Source organism: Micromonospora sp. Llam0 (assembly GCF_003751085.1).
In the GTDB taxonomy this organism is placed as follows: Bacteria; Actinomycetota; Actinomycetes; order Mycobacteriales; family Micromonosporaceae; genus Micromonospora_E.
On sequence record NZ_RJJY01000002.1, the window covers coordinates 2,256,061 to 2,276,829 of the forward strand.

Annotated in this window: 16 protein-coding genes; 11 read left to right on the plus strand and 5 right to left on the minus strand. The window is 67.9% G+C overall.

Annotation, left to right across the window (positions count from 1 at the left end; genetic code table 11):
- Positions 1-49 precede the first annotated feature (49 nt).
- The 8 genes from EDC02_RS37550 to lexA all read left to right on the plus strand — a co-directional run bounded on the left by EDC02_RS37550 (position 50) and on the right by lexA (position 12,700).
- Positions 50-439: a pilus assembly protein TadE gene (locus tag EDC02_RS37550; RefSeq protein ID WP_158632445.1), complete on the plus strand. Its 390-nt coding sequence runs from the start codon at positions 50-52 to the stop codon at positions 437-439.
- Between the two features lie 62 nt (positions 440-501).
- A complete protein-coding gene (locus EDC02_RS37555; protein ID WP_123606824.1) occupies positions 502-858 on the plus strand; it encodes a hypothetical protein in 357 nt (118 codons plus the stop codon).
- Positions 859-874: 16 nt separating this feature from the next.
- On the plus strand, positions 875-3,718 hold the full coding sequence (locus tag EDC02_RS37560; protein WP_123606825.1) for a BTAD domain-containing putative transcriptional regulator: 2,844 nt from the start codon (positions 875-877) through the stop codon (positions 3,716-3,718).
- A 42-nt stretch (positions 3,719-3,760) separates the two neighbouring features.
- Entirely contained in the window at positions 3,761-4,504 is a 744-nt protein-coding gene (locus EDC02_RS37565; protein ID WP_123606826.1) for a prepilin peptidase, read from the plus strand.
- 230 nt (positions 4,505-4,734) lie between these two features.
- Positions 4,735-5,871, plus strand: a complete 1,137-nt coding sequence (locus tag EDC02_RS37570) for an HU-CCDC81 and SPOR domain-containing protein (protein WP_148083798.1) — start codon at positions 4,735-4,737, stop codon at positions 5,869-5,871.
- Entirely contained in the window at positions 5,861-9,166 is a 3,306-nt protein-coding gene (locus EDC02_RS37575) for a hypothetical protein (protein WP_123606828.1), read from the plus strand. The genes EDC02_RS37570 and EDC02_RS37575 overlap by 11 nt, the downstream gene beginning before the upstream one ends.
- On the plus strand, positions 9,156-11,822 hold the full coding sequence (locus EDC02_RS37580; RefSeq protein ID WP_158632446.1) for a pPIWI_RE module domain-containing protein: 2,667 nt from the start codon (positions 9,156-9,158) through the stop codon (positions 11,820-11,822). Before EDC02_RS37575 ends, EDC02_RS37580 begins: the two co-directional genes overlap by 11 nt.
- Positions 11,823-12,049: 227 nt before the next feature.
- The gene (gene lexA, locus EDC02_RS37585; protein WP_123606829.1) at positions 12,050-12,700 is read left to right on the plus strand and encodes a transcriptional repressor LexA; all 651 of its coding nucleotides are present in this window, start codon (positions 12,050-12,052) and stop codon (positions 12,698-12,700) included.
- A 599-nt stretch (positions 12,701-13,299) separates the two neighbouring features.
- On the opposite strand, the gene EDC02_RS37590 is transcribed toward lexA, so the two are convergent.
- From EDC02_RS37590 to EDC02_RS37610, 5 genes are all read right to left on the minus strand, one after another.
- Complete coding sequence (locus tag EDC02_RS37590; RefSeq protein ID WP_123606830.1) at positions 13,300-14,385, minus strand: ArdC family protein; 1,086 nt, start codon at positions 14,383-14,385, stop codon at positions 13,300-13,302.
- Between the two features lie 171 nt (positions 14,386-14,556).
- The gene (locus EDC02_RS37595) at positions 14,557-15,165 is read right to left on the minus strand and encodes a hypothetical protein (RefSeq protein ID WP_148083799.1); all 609 of its coding nucleotides are present in this window, start codon (positions 15,163-15,165) and stop codon (positions 14,557-14,559) included.
- A gap of 266 nt (positions 15,166-15,431) precedes the next feature.
- Complete coding sequence (locus EDC02_RS37600; protein WP_123606832.1) at positions 15,432-15,707, minus strand: hypothetical protein; 276 nt, start codon at positions 15,705-15,707, stop codon at positions 15,432-15,434.
- Positions 15,708-15,792: 85 nt separating this feature from the next.
- Entirely contained in the window at positions 15,793-16,512 is a 720-nt protein-coding gene (locus EDC02_RS37605; RefSeq protein ID WP_123606833.1) for a hypothetical protein, read from the minus strand.
- Positions 16,513-16,717: 205 nt separating this feature from the next.
- A complete protein-coding gene (locus EDC02_RS37610; RefSeq protein WP_123606834.1) occupies positions 16,718-17,188 on the minus strand; it encodes a hypothetical protein in 471 nt (156 codons plus the stop codon).
- A 362-nt stretch (positions 17,189-17,550) separates the two neighbouring features.
- Between EDC02_RS37610 and EDC02_RS39975 the strand changes: the two genes are divergently transcribed.
- The 3 genes from EDC02_RS39975 to EDC02_RS37625 are packed head-to-tail and all read left to right on the plus strand — an operon-like array spanning position 17,551 to position 20,470.
- Positions 17,551-18,057, plus strand: a complete 507-nt coding sequence (locus EDC02_RS39975; protein WP_148083800.1) for a hypothetical protein — start codon at positions 17,551-17,553, stop codon at positions 18,055-18,057.
- Positions 18,058-18,110: 53 nt separating this feature from the next.
- Positions 18,111-19,259 carry a DNA-processing protein DprA gene (locus EDC02_RS37620; RefSeq protein WP_123606836.1) on the plus strand — a complete coding sequence of 383 codons (1,149 nt, stop codon included), beginning with the start codon at positions 18,111-18,113 and terminating at the stop codon, positions 19,257-19,259.
- The gene (locus EDC02_RS37625) at positions 19,256-20,470 is read left to right on the plus strand and encodes a hypothetical protein (RefSeq protein WP_123606837.1); all 1,215 of its coding nucleotides are present in this window, start codon (positions 19,256-19,258) and stop codon (positions 20,468-20,470) included. The genes EDC02_RS37620 and EDC02_RS37625 overlap by 4 nt, the downstream gene beginning before the upstream one ends.
- The last annotated feature ends 299 nt before the right edge of the window (positions 20,471-20,769 follow it).

Below are 20,769 nucleotides of genomic sequence, written 5' to 3' on the forward strand. Positions count from 1 at the left end.
CCGGCTGCGCCACGTGTTGCCGGCGCGACGTGACCGAGGTTCCACATCGGTGGAGATGGTGGGATTCGCCATCCCGGGCACGGTGATGGCCATCGTGCTGGCCTACTCGGCGTTCAACCTCGGACTGTCCAGCCTCGACGTCACGACCGCTGCTGCCGCCGCCGCCCGCGCGGCCTCGCTGCAACGCAGCGCCCCAGCCGCTGCCGCCGCCGCGCAGAAAGCCGCCGCCGACACCCTGACACTCGGATCAGCGACGTGCGCACATCTCGACGTCGTCACCGACACCAGCCGATGGGGCCGCGGTGGCACGGTCACCGTCACCATCCGCTGCACCGTCCTGCTGCGCAGCATGTCCGGCCTCGACTTCATCCCCGGCTCGCTGGCCACCAGCGCCCGCGCGACAGCGCCGCTGGAAACCTACCGATCAGTGGACACCTGATGCGCCGCGCTCCCACTCACCCAGGCCACGCTCGCGACCGCGGGTCGGGCACCTTACTCGGCATGGGCATCATCATCGTCGTCCTGGTGCTCGCCGCGACCCTGCTGGAGGCCGGCAACAGCATGCGGGCCAGCGCCCACGCGACGGCCGTCGCGCAGCAGGCCGCCCGCGCCGGCGCCGACCAGCTCGACCTCGCCGCCCTCCGCGCTGACGCGACGGTACGCGTCGACCCGACGGCCGCCCAGACCGCCGCCCAGGCATACCTGGCGCAGGTCGGCGAGGCCGGCACCGTGCAGGCGACACCGACAGACGTCACCGTCACCGTCACCATCACCCGCGAGCGTGTGCTGCTGCCCCTGGTCGGTATCCGCACGCTCACCGTCACGTCCACGGCCAACGCCGTGCCGCTACTGGTTTAAGGCCCCGGGAGGACCGATGTTGACCCTGCTCGGGCGAGCCGTGACCCGCACCGCCAGCGCTGTCGCCCTGCTCGCGTTGACCCTCGGACTCCCCGCCGGTCTGCTGCACTTCGTCGGCAACCCCCTGCCGTCCCGGCTGCCCGGCCCCGGCGACATCATCGACGTGGTCACCAGCCCACTGTCGGACCACCTGCTCGTCCAGAGCATGGCCGCCCTCGTCTGGCTGCTGTGGCTCATGCTCCTCGGCTCGGTGCTCATCGAGGCGGTCGCCGCCATCCGCGGCGTGACCGCACCCCGGCCCCGACTCCTGCGCCCGACCCAAGGACTGGCCGCGACCCTGGTAGCCGGGCTCACCGCCGGGATCTTCGCCCCCGTCATGGTCGCGCCCCTGAGTCCGGCGGTGAGCGCACCCGCACCAGCCCCGGCCGTCACGCTGCTCACCGCGACCACTACCACGCCCCCGGTCGAGCTGACCGCGGTGGCGTACGCACGGCCGCTAACGATCCCGGTCCAGGCCGCTGGCAAGGTCACGCTCGTCATCTCCGACTGCGGCTATGAACACACGGTGGCCAAGCGGGACAATCTGTCCCGCATCGCCGCCACCTGCCTGGGCGACCCGGATCGATGGCCGGAAATCTACGAGCTGAACAAGGGACGGTACTGGCCAAAGGTCAGTGGCACCACGAAGCTGACCAGCCCGCACCTGATCTTCCCGGGCTGGGTGCTCCACCTACCCGGCGACGCCGTCGCGCCGCCCGATGCCACACCCGTCGACCCGCCTCCCGCAACCGCCGACCCGGCACCGGTCACTCCAACCCCGTCCACCACCACGCCGCCCCCGCCCCTGGCGCCGGTCAGCGTCGCACCGTCGGTGACGCCCTCGACCGCCGCGACGACCACCGGTGCCGCCACGGCAGCCCCCAGCCAGACCACCGTCACCGCCAGCCCGCCACCGCAGGAGCCCACCCCGGGCCGCGCGGCCCCGGCCGATTCCCGACAAGACCCGACCGAGGGGTCCAGCTTCGTCGCGGTGGTGGGCGGATTCATCACCGCCGGACTCGCCGCCGGGCTGCTGCTCGCCGCGGCGATGGTGTGGCAACGCCGCCGCCACCGCTACCGGCCGACCCTCATCGACACCGTGAACCTGGACGACCCGGATCTCACGCCGCCGCTGTCCGGTCTCACCCACCTGCGCCAGGCGCTGCGCCGACAACGGCCCGAACTTCTGGAGGACCCGAAGCCCGGCCCGACCGTCCGCGAATACACCGCGGCAGCCGCCGACTCCGATACGGCACCGACGCCGCCTGTGGGGCCCACCGGCGCCGAACTGGCCGGACTCGCCGACCTGCCGGTATCCGCCGGACTGGGCCTGGACGGGCACGGAGCCCTCGACGCCGCACGCGGGCTCCTCGTGGCCTGCCTGACCGCCGGAAGCCCTGACGACCCAGACGCGCAGGGCCACGTCGTCGTCCCCGCCTCGACACTGGCGACCCTCCTCGGGGTGTCCGTCATCGACCTCCCCCGCATGCGCCGCCTCACGGTGACCGCCACCGCCAGCGACGCGATTACCCACGTCGAAGAGGAGATCATCCGCCGAACGCGGATCATGGCCGACCACGACGTTGACGCCATCCCCGAGCTGCGCGAGGCGCATCCGCTGGCCGAGCCGGTGCCCCAACTGCTGCTCATCGCCGACGTCCCTGAACAACGCCAACAGCAGCGTCTGGCCAACGCCATCCACCTCGGCGAGAAGGTCGACATCGGTGCCGCCCTGATCGGCGCCTGGGACCTCGGCGTCACACTGACCGTCGCCGCCGACGGCTCCGCCACCGGAGAAACGGACATCGGCCAGGTCGCCGTCCTGGACACCGACGCCGCGACAACCGCGCTGACCATGCTCGCCGAAGCCCATGCCGACACCCCCACCACCCCGACCGCCGAGCAGCCGACACCGCCAGCACCACCGGCAGACCCGCCCACCACTGAACAAATCGCAGCGACTCCGGCACCGCCTACCGCCCCGGCCGCACCGCAATCGCCCAGCGCGAACGACCAACGGGTGCAGGTGCGCGTCCTCGGCGAACCCGCCATTCTCGGCCCCGACGGCGCACCCATGAAGGGCCTGCGCGCGAAGTCGGTCGAGCTACTCGTATACCTGGCGGTCCACCGCGAGGGCGCCTCGCTGTCCGCGATCATGGAGGCGCTCTGGCCCGACGCGACGATGCGCCGAGCGGGCGAGCGGCTGTCGACCTGCGTCGGCAACCTGCGCACCGTCCTGCGTACCGCCCACCCTGGCAGCACCGGCGACGACAGCGCCCGGGACAACGGCGCTGCAGACCGCAAAGGCCCCGATCCGATCCCCAACACCGGAAGCCACTACCATCTCGACCCCGCCCTCGTGCACGTCGACCTGTGGACCGTGCTAGACGAGTACACGCAGGTCGCCACCGCCGACACCGACGCCCGACGGCTGCGGCACCTCGACACCGCGATCGCCGCGATCAGCGGCCCGCTGGCCGCCAGCCGGGACTACGACTGGATCGACACCGACCGCGAACACGTACGCCGCCGCCTCATCAAGCTCTACGCCCACGCCGCCCACCTGCACACCGCCGAACCGCAGCGGGTCCGCCACCTGTACGAGACCGCATGCGACCTCGACCCCCTCAACGAGGATCTGGCCCGCCGCGCCATGCAAGCCAGCGCCGCCCTCGACGACACCAACGCGATCCGCACCCGGCTGACCGCGCTGCGCCAAGCGGTCGAGGACAACGGCCTGGACATGGACGAGGAGACCGAACAACTCGCCCACAACCTGCTCCGCGCCCTCGCCACCCCGCCCCGCCGAGACGACCAGTAGTCCCGCCATGCCACCCCGCCAACCCAGCAAGGCCCCACAACCGTGACCGCCACCGCGCTGGTGACGGCCGCGGCGGTAGCCGGTGCCGCAGCCGGGCCATGGCTACGGGCCCGAATCTTCAGCAACAGCGTCGCGTACCGGCGGCCCCTGCGCCGTCGCTGCCCACGATGCCGACAGCCCCTGGCCACATCGGTATGGGCGATGATGCCCGTCACCGGCCGATGCCCCAGATGCGCCCGCCGCATCGGGCCCGCAACCGCCGCCGTCGAGGCAACCGCCGCGCTCGTGGCCGCGCTCATCGCCTGGCGCAGCCACGACCTCGCCACGTTCACCGTGGCCACGTGGGTCGCCGCCTTCGGCATCGTTCTGTCCTTCGTGGACGCCACCGTGCGTCGCCTGCCGGACCGCATCACCCTGCCCGCCATAACCGGCACGGTCACCATCCTGGCCGTCACCGCCGCCGCGACGACCACCTACCACCACCTCCTCACCGCGCTCGCCAGCGCGGCGCTGCTCGGCGGAACCTACCTCGCCATGGTGCTCGCCAGACCCACCGCGATCGGCCTCGGCGACGCGAAACTGGCCGCACTGACCGGTCTCCTACTCGGCTCGTTCAGCCTCTCCACCGCGTTCGCCGGCCTGATCGCCGCCACCCTCATCGGCACCGCCACCGGTCTGGTCCTGCTCGCCACCCGACGAATCCACCTGCGCCAAGGCTTCGCGCACGGCCCCGCCATGATGCTCGGCGCCCTCCTCGCCTTCACGCTCGCGTCGCTGCCCCAATGAGGCGTCTGCTGATACGCCCGCCTGGCGAGACCTGACACGCAGTCCAGTCCCATCCTTTCGATGGCTTCGAGTGCGCCATTAACGGCGCACGCGGCCCATGGGTGACGGCAATCGGCTGGCTTTGTCATCATGCGGGAGATGCGGCGAATCGGCTTCAGCGCGGCGGTTGGAGTGTCGTGGGTCGGCACTAGTGTCTGCGCGTTCGAGCGCTCGTCCGGTGGAGGTAGGGCATGGGTAGTCGGTCCGCCGTGGCGCGGCGTGGCGTCGTCACGGATGGCGAGCTGACCTTGTCGTTGGCTGCGTCTGGGGTGATGCGGTTGATGGCGTGGCCGGGGCCGGAGGACCCACGCAATCCGTATCCGACGGCACTTCAGCTGGCGCTGGACCGGTTGACGTGGGCGTGCTGGAACGAGCGGATTGAACCCCCGGGCGGTGTCGCTGACCTGGTGAGCGAATGGTGCAGCGAGCCACTGGCGAACTGGCCGTTGGACCTGCCGGACGGCGCGGTCGGGCCCGGCGATCGGCTGGTGGTTGATGGGGAGGCGAGCGAGACCTGCCGGGATTGGGCGGTGACCAACCCGGATGTGATCAGCGAGGTGATGGAAAGCCGGTTCATGTCCGATGTTCGTGGCACCTGTCAGGGGATGGGGCGCCGGGGCCAGGAGGTGTACGTCGGGCTGCGGCGGCTGATGGTCGATGAGCCGGTGTTGTCCGGGGTCGAGTTGTTGAAGCGCCGAAACCAGTTCTCTGACATACCGGCGTGGTCGCAGTGGCTCGGTGAGGCGTACGTGCCGGTGACCGCCAACGAGCTGGATGGGTCGTCGGTGGGTGTGTGCCGCCGATGCCGGCAGCTGACGAGGCCGGCGAGCGGCGGCTGGCGCTGCGTGACGCCACGGTGTCGTCGGCTGGCCCGTCCGCCCACCGTCACCGTGCGCGAGGGGAAGGGCGTGGTGAGGCTGCGCGGTGACCTGGTGACCTACGTGAGTCTCCCAGGTCGGGCGGAGTCCGATCTGGTGAAGACGCTGGAATTGGCCGGGGCGAAGGTGTACTGGTGGCCCGATGTCGACGCCTACGACCTGCTGGTGGTTTGGCCGGACGGCCGACGGTGGGCCATTGACGTCAAAGACTGGCGTAGCCCGTACCCACTGGCCCGGAAACTGCGCCCGCTGCCGACATACCGGTGCGGGCACGAGTACGCCTGGGATGAGGGATTCATCGTGATTCCGACCGACCGGGTCAACCAGCGCCGCGGCTACCTGACCATCCTGCGTCGGCATAGCGAGGCGCTGCGCACCCACCCGGAGTTGGAAGCGGTGAGCGTCAAGCAGCTGAAGGACCGGATCCCGGAGGGTTGTCGTGGCGCGTAACCGCAGCGAGTGGCGCGACGACCTGACCCAGCGGCTGAAGCAGGCCGTCCGGGCGCGGGGCTGGAACGTGAACGTGCAGCAACTGGTGACTGTGGAGTTGGTCCTGACGTTGCTGGAGATGGTGGCGCCCGGACAGCCCGCGGTCGCCGGATCCGCGCTGCTCCGCGGCTACCGTTACCTGCCCGTCGACGAGGCCAGCGAGCAGGCGCTGCGCATCGCTGGTTGGCTGGTCGGCGACCTCAAGTCGGAGCCAGCCTGGCGAGAAGCTCTCGATGAGTACCTACTCATGCCGGAACAGCTACGCGCCTTCCTGCTCGACAACGCCGAGGACGTCCCGAAGCAGCGCACGCCGCCTCTCGTGGCCGACCGCGAAGCGGACTACACCGGTGCGCTGCGCACCCTGCCTGCCCACCGAACGACCGTCATGCCGGTCGCCGAGGCCGGCCAGCAGTACATCGTCACCTCCGACGGCGGCGAGGAAAAGATCACCATCCCGTTGAGCCTGCCGCCGTTCGCGCCGGTGCCGGCCCATAACATGCCGCGCCGACACCGCCGCCGTCCAGTGCGACTGACCTGGCGCCAGCTGGTGGACTTCGCCGCCGTCCTCGATGCCGAAGACGCCGATGCGGGACGGGACCCGCAGCACTGGCATGCCCGGATCGTCGATGTGACCCTGGCCCTGCGCGCTGCGGACAACAGTTTCCATCCGGCCGATGAGATCGACCTCGCTCAGATGCACCATATCGCTGGCATGGTCGGTGCCCGCAAGAGCACCTTGATGGACCTGCTGGCCATCTGGGCCGGGCGCAAGGGTCACCGGGTCACCATCATCGTTGCCGACGTGGTGGCCGTCCTGACCCGGGTCGAACTGTATCGCAGCTACCAGGTCACCGCGGCGCCGATCCTCGGCGCTTCCGGCCGTGGCCGACACATCCAGCAGCTACACCGGCCAGGAGTACGTCGCCTCGACGGGCTGGCCTCGATGGTCAACCCGATGCTGGTCTGGGCGTCGTCGGCGTGCGCGTTGAACGTGCACCGGTCCGAACCGCGACCCTGGCACCTGGACCAGGCACCGTGCTTCCGGCTGGGCCAGGAACAGGTCGGGCCGCGTGGCGGAAGCAAGGTCGTGCAGCATGTATGCCCGCTATGGGCAGGGTGCCAGCGGCACGAGGCGTCGCGAGCCCTGGTGCAGGCGCAGGTGTGGGTGAGCACCCCAGCCGGGCTCGTCTACAGTCGCGTGCCCGCGCCGGTTACCGATGTTGAGCTGCGCTACCTGGAACTGGCATGGCTACGCAGCGACCTGATCATCGTGGACGAGGCCGACCAGGTCCAGACCCAGTTGGACGGGATGTTCAGCCCAAGCCAGACGCTGACCGGTGAGGGCAGCGACGCCTGGCTGGACGTCGTCGACACGGCCAAGAACCGCGAGATCCGCGGCAAGGGCCGCGGACCCGTCAGGGATCCGAAGGTCGCCCGATGGAGCAACCTGGTCGACACCGCCGACACCCTCGGCACCCGGATCTACCACCTGCTCGGCATCTCTTCACATCTGCGCAGCTGGGTCGGCGACGGCTACTTCAACGAATGGACCCTCGGGGTGCGGCTGGCGGCGCGATTCTCCCGGGTGCCGGTCGCCGACGCGGACCGGGTCGAGGGGGAACCGTCGTACCGGATCGATGAGACGCTGGCGGCGTCGTGGCGGGCCAGCTTCGCCAAGTGGTCGCTGCGGCCGGCGGGTAGAAAGCGGATCGACGATGGCCGCGCGGACGAATTGCGGCAGCTGTGCAACGAGAGCGCCTACGACAGCGACAAGGACATGACCGACGCGATCCGGGAGTGGCTGGCCGGCCGCGACGACATCCACGGTCTGCACGACCGCGAAGAACTCGCTGTGCTGGCCATGCGGCTGCAGTTCACCCTGCTCGTCGGGATGCTCGCCAACCGGGTCAGCAGCATTACCGGTCAGTGGACCGAGGTGGAAGGGCCACTACGCATGCGGGGGCACAGTTCCAGCCTCGTCCACCGGCCACCGGTCGAATACGTCGCGATGGTGCCGGACTCGCCGATGGGTAACCTGATCGGCTTCCAGTACCAGCACGACGACGAGGCGCATCCGGACCGGATGGGATCGCTGAGGTTCTTCCGCTGCAACGGCATTGGCCGGTGGCTGCTACTCAACCTGTCCCAGCTGTATGCCGACAGCGACAACCCGCCTGTCGGAGTGCTGATGATGTCAGCCACCAGTTGGGCTGGCTCGTCGCCGCGCTACGACGTACAGGTGCCCGTCACCGGCGTGCTAATCGCCCCGCCCAGCGAAACCAGTGGTATCGCCGACAGCGAGTTCCACTTCAGCCCGCAGCGGTACGGCGACGGTGACACCACCAGAATCCGGATTTCCGGTGCACCGCAAGACCGACGCGCTGCCGCGCTCGCCGCACTCGTACACCAACTCGCTCGTATCCGTGACGACGGTCTGGGCCCGCAGCCCAGCCGCCTGGAGCAGCAGCGCGAGGCCCTCGCGCCGAACCGGCAACGGATCATGCTGCTCGTCGGCAGCTACGACGAGTGCGAACAGGTCGAGGCCGAACTGCTGCGCACCCGACCTGACTGGATAGGCCAAGTGATCCGGCTCGTCCCCGACGACGCCAGCTACACTCATCAGTGGACTGGCCGTACGCTGGCCCGCGGCAGCGTCGCCGACCTGCGACACACCAACGCTTGGCTGCTGATCGCCCCGCTACTCGCGGTCGAACGTGGGCACAACATTCTCAACAGCGACCGTGTCGCCGCTCTCGGCGCGGCCTACTTCTTGGTACGCCCGCACCCCCGGCCGGATGACATCTCCTACCATGTGCAGGACATCAACCGGTGGGGTGTCGACCAGATCGCCGCCGGCCTGCCCGAAGCCGGCGCACCGGGGCGTCCGATCCACGAACGCGCCCAGATCTTCCGTGGCGTCGCCAGCGACCGATGGCGCGACGCGCTCGCTCATCCGCTGATGGTGTCGCAGATGGACGACGCCGAGCAAGACGCGTTCATGTGGACCCAGCTCGTGACTATCTGGCAGGTCATCGGCCGACTCGTCCGAGGCGGCCAATCCGCCGTCGTCCACTTCTGCGACGCCGCGTTCGACCCAGCCAGCGACACCAGCCTACTCACCGGCATGTATCGGGTACTGGATCGAGCAATGTCCGGCACGGGGGTGCATGCCCGTGACGCCTACCTCGCCACCACCCTGTACCGCCCCCTACATCAGGCCCTTCGGGGTCTTCTGGAGCCTTACCGTGCGCTATGACCTGATCCAGCAGCTCGCCTTCCCCATCGACCCAGCGAAGCTGGGCGACATCCTGCACCCCTACCAGGCGTGCACCTTCCCCAACACGTGGAAGGCCGCCCTGGCTCGCACGCTCTACCCGGACCGCAGCGACGACGACATCCGACGCGGTGTGCCGCTGTGGTCCTTGACCACCGCGTTCGCCGCGTTTCAGCCGGACATCATCGTCGATGGCAACGGCGGGGGTCAGCGATTCTGGCTCGGCGGAGCTCACCGGCCCTCCGACGACGTCCTCACCGCGCTGATCCACAGCGGCATCACCAGCGTCGTCCACGCCCAAGCCCGCCGTTATCCACGTCGCGGTATCAGGGTTGACGGACTACCCGACCTACTCGCCGGGATCAACCCCGCCACCGACCTGGACTGGCGAGAAGTGCCCCTTCTCGCTGACGACGGACAGTTCACCGAACACACCTTCCGCCTCCTGCCCGACCTCATCGTCGCCCATCTCGCGGAGCAGGCATGGACCGTTGACCACGGTGGCGTGTCCAGCTCACAATTTCAACGCATCGCCACCGCCGACGGTGCTGAACTCATGTCCTGGCCCCCGCGCGATCATCCCCGCCGTACCCGCCGCTGGTCGTTCTCCTACGTGGTCCGGCTCAGCGTGCAGACCATGCCCGCCGATCCGACTCCGCACCTTTTTGTCCACATCGGGCTGCGACGTTGGGCCAGCCGCAAAGTGTTTTTGAACAACAACGACCGCGCCCTGTCTGTCGCCGTCAAGGCCCCTACCTCCTGGGGCGACGGCCCGATACCGCCGCTGATCGCCCGCGCGCGGATGCAATGGCGCCCTGGGCCGAAGGACAAGAAGGAAGGCCGGATGGACTGGACCGACGACATCGTCGAGGTCCTGTCCCGGCTCCATGGCGTCGCCCTGCCCGATCCAGCAAAGCTCTGCGCCGACCCGCTCGAACACCTGCCCCGACCAGCCACTCCCGTTGCCGGCGACTTCGAGGCCGGCGTCTTCTACCGCACCGGCTTCGCCCACAAGCATCCTGTCGGTGACGGCGTATCCGCCAAAGACCGCTGGCGGATTTTTGGAAGCCTCACTGACTCCCTCCGCGCGCACCTCACCCCAATGGGCCTCACGAAACGTACCCACGGGGTCACCGTGTCGCCTCGCCCACCAGCGAAGAAGGACGGTATCCGTATCCCCACCACTGCGGTTGCCGCCGCCGTCGGCCGAAAGATAACCATCGAGGTGTGGTGGCAGACAAGCATCATCCGCGACGAAACCCTCGCCGCGATCGGCCGCATCCTCCAAATGCCCGCGCTCGAACCGACCGGCACAAACGGCTCCTGGCGTACCGCCAACGACCACCTGACCGTCACCGTTCACACCCGGGAGATCGGTGCCCTCGCCACGGACCTTGACATCAACAAGGAGATCACGAAGAAGGCGGACCGATACCGCGACGCCGCCTCACGCCGCATCCGGCAGGTCAACGACTGGCTCGCACCCCACCCCACCAGCCAGCCGACCTTCGTGCTCGTAGAACTCGATGACGACAAGGCATTCACTACCGACACCGACCCCAAGTTCGTGCTCCGGACCGCCGCCGGCCGCAACGGCCGCAACACCCAGTTCCTTACGCCGACCAAAGACGGCGAAACCGATGCCAACCGCACGACCCGCATCGAACAGTCCCTCCGCGAACTACTCGTCCGTCAAGCCGGCGTTCCCGCCCGCGCGACCCGGCTCGGCCTCGACGACCACCCGCTACCCGACACTACCCGCATGGTCGCCATCTGGCTCATCCGCAAGAACGGCCTACAGACCAGTTCATTCCCGATCGCTGTGTGCTGCGATCCCCGCCAGCCCGTCATCAAGGCGCGTCTCTACGGCGAACGTACCTGGCTGCCAATGCGCGAGGCGCTCCTTGCGCTGAGCGCCCTACAGAACGAGCACGCCCTCGTCCCAGCCAAGGCCGCTGCCGAATTCATCGCCGACGTCATCGACCAACTCGGCCACCTCGACGGACCCACGCTCCTGACCAACCTCGCTCAGAACACCCGCGGCGTGTGGAAAACAACCGCCAACACCAACATCCGTATCGACAGCCTCGCGACCACCACAGAAGCGCATGTCCCGGCAGCGCAGCATCCGAACATACGCTACGTGCGGGCCCGCACCAACCTCAGCCAGGAAACGACCCAGCACTACGCCTACGCCGAACACAAGGTCGAAGAAGACGACGGCACCATCTCCACCGTCAAGATCATTGGACTCAGCGCCGGCCTCTGGCAGCCAGCAACCAGCCACGGCCGCATCTTCTTCAGTACCCCCGACAAGCCCGCCACCGCCTCCGGTAGCTCTCCGAAAGGCTCACGGATCGAACTGCGTCGCGCCCGCCGCAAAGACGGCACCGAGCACGACGTCCTCGATATCGCCTCAGACGTATGGAACCCTCAGCTCGTCGAGTTCTTCGTCGGCGCCCTACAACAGGATGACAAGCCCGCCGCGTGGGCCGCTGCCGCACACCAGTACCGCTACGTCGCAGCCCACTACGACGACCCAACCCTGCTCCCACTCCCAATGCACCACGGTCACCGTGCGGGCGAATACCTCCTACCCGGCCACATGCTCGACGACGCGATCAGCGAACAGACGTGAACCAGCCCGGAGGCACACCAGTCACCCTTCTGCCGACGCGGGGCGGGCGGAACCCCGGCCGTTCCTCCGGCTGGCCTCGCTTCGACCGCCACACATCCGGCAGCTCTGCCGGCGCCGCTGAGCTCCAACGCGATCTTGGCCCCCACCGTCGCCCCCACCGGCCAACGCAGAAGAGCCACACACCGCCGGTTCGAACATATGATCCAACTTTAGGCTACCGTACGTGTGTGACCGCCCCCGACGCCTCACCCGACCCACCCTGGTTGACGCCGCGGCAGCGACAGATCCTCACAATGATTCGTCAATGGGTCGTACAGCATGGCTATCCGCCGACTGTACGGGAGATCGGCGCGGCCGTCGGTCTCGGTTCACCGTCATCGGTGGCCCACCACCTGAAGGCACTCGAACGGCACCGCCTGATCCGTCGGACTCCAGGCGGACCGCGGGCGGTCGACGCCCGCTCGATGACTGGCCGCGATCCGTCGCGCGAGTTTGAGGCACGACACGGAACGAGGATTCCGCTACTGGGAGCCATTGCCGCTGGCGCGCCGATCCATGCCGAGGAGTGTGTCGAGGAGGTTCTGTCCCTGCCGGTCGACCTCGTCGGCCGAGGCACGCTATTCGCATTGCGAGTGCAAGGCGACTCGATGGTCGGCGCAGGAATCGCTGATGGAGACGTCATCGTGGTTCGCCAGCAAGCGGTAGCCGACAACGGCGACATCGTCGCCGCCATGATCGACGGCGAAGCGACTGTCAAGCAGTATCGAACCCATGATGGCAGGACCGAACTCGTCCCCCACAACCCGCACTATCCAGTGATTCCCGCAGATCAGGCGGTCATCCTCGGCAAAGTCGTGTGTGCGCTCCACCGCTGGTGAATCCGCCAGTCCACGCAACGCTTTCCGGGAGCCATCAGCCGGCTGGACAAGCTGTGGCGATACCCGGATGTCGTACAGCTCGAAGAGGAACGAGTTGCCGCATTTCGCGAATCAAACCAACGACCCCACCCGACCACGCCAGGGTTACCAGACGGCGACGGTGAGTAGTTGCAGTGGATACAAAAGTAGATACCTTGTCGCGCCGTGTGCACGTCCATGACGTTGTCATCCGGCGCCGGCTGGCGCCGCCCACATGGATCATGTCCGGGGCAGCATGTGGTTTGCCAATGCGGCCAGCCGCCGCCGTCAGCGACGACGGCGGTTGCAAGACTGGTGACGGTTCGCTGGGTCGCTCGTGAGGGCATGGATGTGAGAAAGCCGTTGGCATTCGGCCGCGTCTCCTTGCACGTACGCAAGGACGCGCCGCCCAACGCCAGGGTCCACCGCCCTCGACGCGGGCAGCAGACCCTGGTGGGTGCGTGCCCCGTCTTGGGGGTAGGTGGGCGTGGTTGCGGTCTTCCGGACCCGCACGGGTGCGGTCAGGAGGCGTGATGAGCGGGGATGTCAGACCGGCGCCGGGTGCCGGCAACACCTTTGTTTCAGGAGGCGCGGCGGGCTGCGGGGCGGGCCGTCGTCGCCCTTCTCCTCTGCCCGCGGCGGGTACTGCGCGCCGGCGTGGCACCGGCGTGCGGATCCGGTGCCGGTTCGGCGGCGTCCGGGACGGCGGTGAGGTCACTGAGGATCTGCTTGGCGATCCGCAGCACGGTCTCGGCGCACTTCTCGATGAGCACGAGGTCTCCGTCGGCCCAGCCGAGGACGTAGGTGTCGGAGTACGCCTGGGTATCGAGGCCGAGCGCGCGGCACACCAAGTGAGCGACGCTCTCAGCTTCGGTCTCGCGCCGGCCGCGGTGTAGGTGTTCCTGCTGGTCGAGGTTGTCGAGGTGTCCGCACCGGATGTGGGCCAGCTCATGAACCGTGGTTTTGAGCCGCTGCGCGCCGCTGACGTCGTCGCGTACCCGAACCTCCTGGATGCCGGGTCCCTTGACGGTGACGCCGTTCGCGCGGCCCAGGTGCGGGCTGCCCGGGGGTGCGAGCGCGAAGTCGTACCCAGCCTGCTTGATCAGCCCGACGACGTCGTCGTAGGCGCCGGTAGGGTCGTCGCCGGTGAGCAATTGCGCGGTTCGCCCACCGGCGACTCTCATCTGGCGGCGGCGCTGCACGGTGGGCACCTCGAACGGTTCACCGTCGGTCTGGCTGATGTCGAAGGTGGTCGTGGGCCGAAATCCGACGATCTGGATCGAGGGGCGGCCGTCCAGGTCGCGTCGGACTGTGCGGCCGGCGGCCTCCCACTCGCGGGCCTGCTCCTCGGTAGGGCGGCGTTTCACGGGTGCCCAGATGAGGAAGCCGGTCTCGCCCTCGCGGACGTGCCGGTTGACGGCCTTCCATCCGGAGGTGCCCTGCTTGTTTCCGTAGGGCAGGAAGTAGCGCGGCGTCATGTTCCGCTCGGCGGCTTGGAGCATGAGCAGGAACTGGTTGTGCAGGCTGTAGTGGGCGCCGAAGACGGCCGCTTCCTCGATGAAGGTGACCCACTCGCTGGGGTCAGCAGCGAGGCGCGCCAGCCGGGCGTCGAACTCGGACTTGGTCCGTTCGAGGAACGCCTCGCGTTCCTCGGCTGTCATGGCCATGGTGGCCCTCCCTGTCTCCGCCACGTGGCGGCGGACAGGCTGGGACCGCAGTCCCAGCCGGCCCGTAGGCACGAGGTGGGACCGCGGTCCGGGGCCACGGATGGCCTTGGACCGGTGAGAAGCGGTTCAGTGGTGGTCGGCTCACGCCGACCTGGTCAGGACGGCAGGCGGCTACGCTGCGGCGTCCGGCACGACGTTGTCCTGTGTTGCCGGCGGGCTGGCCGCTGCCGCAGACGGCGCGGTGCTGGTTCGGCGGCGCGATCGCCTGGCAGGGCGTCGGTCAGCCTCGGCCGGTGCTGTGGCGAAGCGGCAGGTGACGGGCCGGCCGTGGTGCGTGCCGGAGCAGTCGATGTCGATCAGCCGCCGGTGCGGGTCCGTAAACTTATGGCGCAGGACCTGTTCGAGTTCGTCGATGCGGGAGCCGTGCAGCATCTCGTAGGGCACCTGTTGGTCGACCAGCTCTGGGGTGCACGGATGGTCGGGGAACGCGGTGCGCCACAGGCGGAAGTAGAGCCCGGCTGCGGCGCCGTGCATGGGTGCCAGCTGGCTCGTCTCCGCGCAGACCAGGCACAATTCGGCCGCCGTCGCGACTGTCGTGTCGGCGCCGGCGGCAATGCGCTCCAGTAGCTCGGCGGCGTGCGACCGGTACACGAAGTCGCTGGGCATCTCCAGCCCGAAATGACCGCGACGGATAAGGCTGAACGCGTGATAGATGGCGTCGGCCTGGTCAGGGTGACGGTGCGTTGCCTTCGCGATTTCGTCCTCGGCCCAGTCCATCATGTCGAAGATCTCCGCGACCTCTGCGGTGACCGAGGCGACCAGCGCGTCGGTGTCGGCGTGCCGCGTAGGTACAGGTGGTTGGGTGGTCGTGGGTTGGGGCCGCTGTGATGCGGTGGCCACTGGTTTCTCCATCCTCTGTGGATGGGCGTCGCGGCGGCTGCGCGGCCCTCACCGGTCGGCAGCGGTGCCAGCGCCCATGAAGGGGGGGTCAGGTTGGCGTCTGCGGCGTGGGGTTCAGTCCTCGCCGCGTCGTTTCGTGGCCGGTGTCAGCGGTCGTGACGGTGCGGCACCGTCTTGGCCTTGACCGCCGCTCGGGGAAGGCCGTGCTGGGTGATCATGGATTCGGCCAGCTGGGTGGCGTGTTCGCGGCTGTCGCAGGCGACGTGACAGATGGCGCCGCCGATGCTCACCGCTACCTCGCGGATTCGGCCGGTGCCGTGGTGTGCGATGAGGAACCATGCCCACCAGTCGGCGCCGCGGCCGGTGGCAAACACTGCGGCTTCGTTGACCTCGACAACGTGGCGGGCCGGGCGGCGGGCCATCAGGCACCTCCCCGCAGCGCCGCGACGCTCTCGCCAGGCGTCACTACCGGGCGATGCTGGTCGCCCGGCTCGTTGCACCGGCGCATCATGCTGCCGCCTCGACCCAACCCAACACTGTCGGGTAGTCCTCGCTGTAGTTGGCTGCGACAACGTCGTGAAGGTCGGTGGCCTGGCCGGTCAGGTAGGACATCGCGGCGTTCACGGTCAGGTTGATGCTGTCGCGCAAGCCCTCCGGGCCGGCCTCGACGGCGGCGAGGATGTCGTCGGCCGCCGCGATCAGAGCCTCGGATACCTGCCGCTCGCTGAACACGGGCACCTGCGGCGGTGGTGGTGGCGTACCAGCGGTGGTCGTCGTGACGCCCGCCGCGTGCGCGGATTGCCGAGTTTCGGAACGGGCGTAGGTATCCACCAGGTGTTGTACCTGGTGGGTGATGTGGGTCAGCGCGGCCAGCACGGCGTTGATGCCGTGCTGGTCGCGGTCGGCGAAGTCTTTGAGGTCCTGGTGCGGGCTGGCCAGCCGGACACCGTTGGCCAGGTCGACGGTGATGATCGCCCCCTGGTCCAAGATCTCGTCGTCGGGGATGAGCCAGAGCAGGATGTCGGTGACGTCCGGGCGGCGCTGCAGTCCGTCCGGGCCGGCGGCCAGGACATCGCTCACGGTCGACAGGAACTGCTCCTGGACCCGGACGAACAGTTCGTCCTGCACGCCGAGGGCTTCGGCGCGGGTCAGACCGTCGTTGACGGGCTGGTGCAACCAGGCCCGCGCCGCGGCAGAGTCGAAGGTCAACGCTGGGGTGTTGTGCACGGGATTCCTCCTGTGATCTGATCTCGGGATCCCGTTGTCGACCTGCGGAACCCGCGCGGGATCGACCCGCGAGGCGGCAGGCGGCCGATCAGGTTCCGAGGTTCGGATGAGCCGGACCTGGAGAGCACCGGGCCAGGGGGCGGAAACAGGGTTGCGGCGAGCAACGACCCGCGCGGGGTACGGCACGGGTGGGCGCCACGGCGGGTCAGCCGGTGGTGGGCGTGTAGGGGAAGACGCGGAGGGTGACGCGGCAGGCCCACCCGTCCGGGCTGGCCCACATCGGCCGTCCGCAGCAGACCGGCGGCGGCTGCTCGGGTGGACCGGTCAGCGTCTTCTCCGGGCGGTGGTAGTGCCACCCCGGGCCCCAACCGAGGTCCTCGGCGGCCGTGAGCGTGCTGTAGAGCTGGGCCGCGCGCATGTCACCGGCTGCCATGCGCTGGCGCAGTTGTGCCCACCAGCGGGCGGGATCCTCACGCAGCAACGCGGACCGGTCGTCGCGGTAGCGCTGCCCCGACAGGGTTTCGTGGGCCCAGTCGTTGATCTCGGCACTCGCTCGGACCAGCCGTAGTTCCTCGCCGCAGCGGCAGACATACCGCTGCTCGGGCAGGGGCGTCAGGTCGCCACGCGGCCGGCATTCCGGTTGCTGTTGTGCAGGCCGGACATGGCCTCTGGACATCGCTATCTCTCCTTCTGGACTGGACGTGAACGGCCGGCCCAAGCTCGACGAGGGATCAAGGACCGGCCGGCAATGCGGTCGTGACCGAATGGTTGGATTGATGTAGCTGGAAAGGTCGGGGCGCGTCAGCCGACGCGGATCGGACGCGGCAGGTCGCCGTCGCGCGGGTGAACCGGCTACAGCTCTCCGGACGGGGTACCGCGCGGCAACTCGTCGGCATGACAGCTCGCAACCCGTCTCGGCGCACGCGTCGTGTGCCACCGGCAGCGCGAGAGCGTGGGACGATGGCAGCCGCGCGACATTGATGAGGGTGCCGTTGGGTGTGGCGGGTCAGGCACGGCGGCGGGTGAAGGAGTGACAGCGTGGGGCACAACGACCTGCCCGAGGCTCGGCAGCGGCACGCGGCGGCCGTCCAGGAGATGGCCACCGAACCCGCGCCGCAGCTGGGCCGCGATGCCATCGAAACCGATGCTCAGCAACCCCTGGGATGGTCCAATCGAGGACGGTCGGCCGGGACACCGTCACCTGCTCCGCTTCCACTCGTGGCCGGCATCGGCCGTGGTCGCAAGATGGTGCCGACCGATGTTGTGAAATCCACCCGTCCCGTCCCGTCCCGTCCGTCAGGAAACTGGTGGAGTACCGATATTCGAACCGCGCACTATTCGCTGGTCATCAAGCGGGTCGGCGGAGCCCGGCTGAGGTCGGCTCATGGTCGTCAGTTCGAGATCAAGTGGTCGAAGATCTTGGCGGTGATCTCTCGGGGCGGTGCCGGAGATCAGACCGGCGACTGGCCGCCGACGTGGCCTGAGCCCAACCTCAAGGACGCCGTCAGTACAGCCGATCGCGAGGTCGGGATCTCCGGCGCGTAGGCTGAGACCACGCACGAAACAGAGTCGGCCGCCACGGGAACGGAACACGCAGGGTGCCAGACAACACCCAGCTGGACGGGGAAACGGTGTCCCAGGAGACGCTGCCCGGTGTGGAAGCCGGCAGCAACACGGAGTTGCGCCACCCCGCGGCCAAGATGCCCTTCGGTCCATCGCTACTGGCGCTCGCCAAGGTTCACCGGCTGGGACACAAGGGGCTCGCTGACCTAGTAGACCATCTCGGCCGCGACATCGGGCTACTGCTCGAAGACGACCACGCCCGTGCACTCACCATGCTACAAGCCGTCAAGATCCCCAGCGCCCATCGTGTCGCCGACGCCCTGGCCGAAGACCGAAAAGACCTCATCACGGCAGGTTGTCGGGAATTCGACCGCCTGACCGAGCGCGCGGTCATTCTGCTCGGGCCAGGGGAGATCCCTCCACGGCTTCGCGCTCTACCGGATGGACCACGCTGGCTGTTCGTCCAAGGACGCGCCGAGGTCCTCGACGACGGCCCCTATGTCGCCGTCGTCGGAACCCGCGAACCGTCACTGCTTGGGGTGAAAGCCACCGAAGCAGTCGCCCGGACTATGGCGGCATACCCGATCACCCTCGTTTCCGGGCTCGCCAACGGCATCGATGCCGCCGCCCACCGATTTGCTCTCCGCGACAGCGTGACCAACGTCGCCTTTCTCGGCCACGGCATCAACGTCATCTTCCCCTCGGAGACCAGCGAGATTCGCCAACGAATCATCGCGTCCGGCGGCGCAGTCGTTAGCGAATATCTGCCCGACGACCACTACAAGAAGCACTACTTCGTCGCGCGGAACCGGCTTCAGGCAGGATTGTCGAACATCGTGGTCGCGGCAGACGGCACTGCCAGTGGCGGCACCGCCCACACGGTCCGCTTCGCGGCAAAATACGGGCGACCGACGGTGGGCCTTCAATTCGAAGGAGCCCGCAATCTGGCGAAGCTAGTCGCCGAGCAAGACGCCGGTGAAGTGGTGAAGATCTTCGACGACTCCGGGCGACGTCACCTGGACCGCCTGTTCCGTGCGCTCTGCAACCAAGTGGGAAAGCCCACGAATGGACTCAAACTCGTGGAGCACCTACTGGATCGCGAGGTAAGGCTCCGCGACATCCCCCGTTCAGACCTTGAGCAGCTGATTACCCGGCTGACGCGACTTATCGAGGAAAGCTCATGACGCTCAAGGCGATCGTCTTTGACTATAAGACGCTCTTCCACCGCGGGCCGGCCGTGACCGCAGAGATGCAGGTCGTCCTGGCGTGGGCCAGGGATTGCGGATTGCGGATCTGCATCCTGACCACTGATCCTATGAACGTCAAGGGACTCTGCATTCAGCATGGGTACCCAGAGCCGGACCTGCATGTCCAGCAGGCCGACGTTCCCGGGCGAAAGAACCGGGGCTCACACCTTTGGATCGATGTGGTCGCATCTGGTTTGGGCGTCGAAAACCATCGCCTGCTGTACGTGGGCGGCACAAGGCTGGACTGGCGAACCGCGATCAACTCTGGCGTCTTCTTCCTTCATGCCCAGTGGCTCGGGCCAATCCCTGAAACATGCCTTGTCATCGAGTCGCCGCGGGACATTGCGTTTTATGCATCACAGTTCCTGATGCAGGAACCCCGTTTCTCTTTCAGTTACGACGATCCAGGCCGCAAACTGTCGCTGCGCTGCGTACTGCCCGCGGGTGCCACACTGCCGGCCGACCCGCCTAAGGGATCCTTCACCCTGCAGGAGGTTTTCACCTATCACAGGGCCATCGGTGTCGGCGAGTCTCGCGCCAGTGACATGCTCACTCTGCACGCGATCTCCAGCCTCTACGTCGAGGGGATGCTCCCAAAGGGTGCCCTGTTTTGCGTCTACCCGAGCAGCAAGGTTGGCAGGCTGAGTGAGGAGCTCGAACAGTTTGTCAAGCCCGCTGCCTCCATGGTGCACGGGTATTACAAGGACGACCTCCTCGTTCGAGCTGTCGAGGCACCGGATACCAGCCTGGCGCGAGTAAATGCGAGGAGGGCTGGACGGCCGTCGCCAGTTTCGATCGTGAACCAGGTTCAGACCGTTCACCTCGGCGCGGGCTACCGCGGCAAGGTGAGGGACAAGACGGTGATCGTCTTCGACGACTTCACCACGACGGGGTCCTCACTTGAATGGGCGCGGAACCTCCTCGTGTCGGCGGGTGCGCGTCAGGTCATTGCCCTCACTATCGGCAAGTACTCGGCCCGCTACTCCACGTACGATCCGAAGCCTGGCGTACTCATCGATCCGTTCTCACTATCCACGCTTGGGCTGTACGACTTCGCCGAGATCGAGCATCAGCTGGCTGAAGATCGGGCGAACTCCGGGCAGATGGCGGACCTATTTAGTCGCGCGATCAAGGACGTACCGTGGTGACCGCTCGTAGACGTCAATGAGTTGAGGTGGCTGAGCTCAGCCTCAATCAGTCCAGTTGTCGGGATGCGCACGGCCTTCATAGCGGGAAATCGCGTAGGAAGGCGTGTGCTGCGGAACCTGGCGCTGGATCGAGGTAGGCCACGCCGTCGGCCAGCACCAGGTGCACCGCACCGGCAAGATCCACGCTCCGCACGCCACCTCCACCCGATTGCATCAGACGCAACAAACGGGCCATCAGGCTAGCGAACTGAGAGCAACCAGGGAAGACCCGAGGGCGGTGTACTACATTTGTCGAGGCC

What these genes read in the sequence shown, in the direction of transcription:
- EDC02_RS37560 (WP_123606825.1), top strand. Translation starts at nt 875, where the DNA reads ATGTTGACCCTGCTCGGGCGAGCCGTGACCCGCACCGCCAGCGCTGTC.
- EDC02_RS37570 (WP_148083798.1), top strand. Translation starts at nt 4,735, where the DNA reads ATGGGTAGTCGGTCCGCCGTGGCGCGGCGTGGCGTCGTCACGGATGGC.
- EDC02_RS37625 (WP_123606837.1), top strand. Translation starts at nt 19,256, where the DNA reads ATGACGCTCAAGGCGATCGTCTTTGACTATAAGACGCTCTTCCACCGC.
- EDC02_RS37555 (WP_123606824.1), top strand. Translation starts at nt 502, where the DNA reads ATGGGCATCATCATCGTCGTCCTGGTGCTCGCCGCGACCCTGCTGGAG.
- EDC02_RS37610 (WP_123606834.1), bottom strand. Translation starts at nt 17,188, where the DNA reads ATGTCCAGAGGCCATGTCCGGCCTGCACAACAGCAACCGGAATGCCGG.
- EDC02_RS37600 (WP_123606832.1), bottom strand. Translation starts at nt 15,707, where the DNA reads ATGGCCCGCCGCCCGGCCCGCCACGTTGTCGAGGTCAACGAAGCCGCA.
- EDC02_RS37595 (WP_148083799.1), bottom strand. Translation starts at nt 15,165, where the DNA reads ATGATGGACTGGGCCGAGGACGAAATCGCGAAGGCAACGCACCGTCAC.
- EDC02_RS37590 (WP_123606830.1), bottom strand. Translation starts at nt 14,385, where the DNA reads ATGGCCATGACAGCCGAGGAACGCGAGGCGTTCCTCGAACGGACCAAG.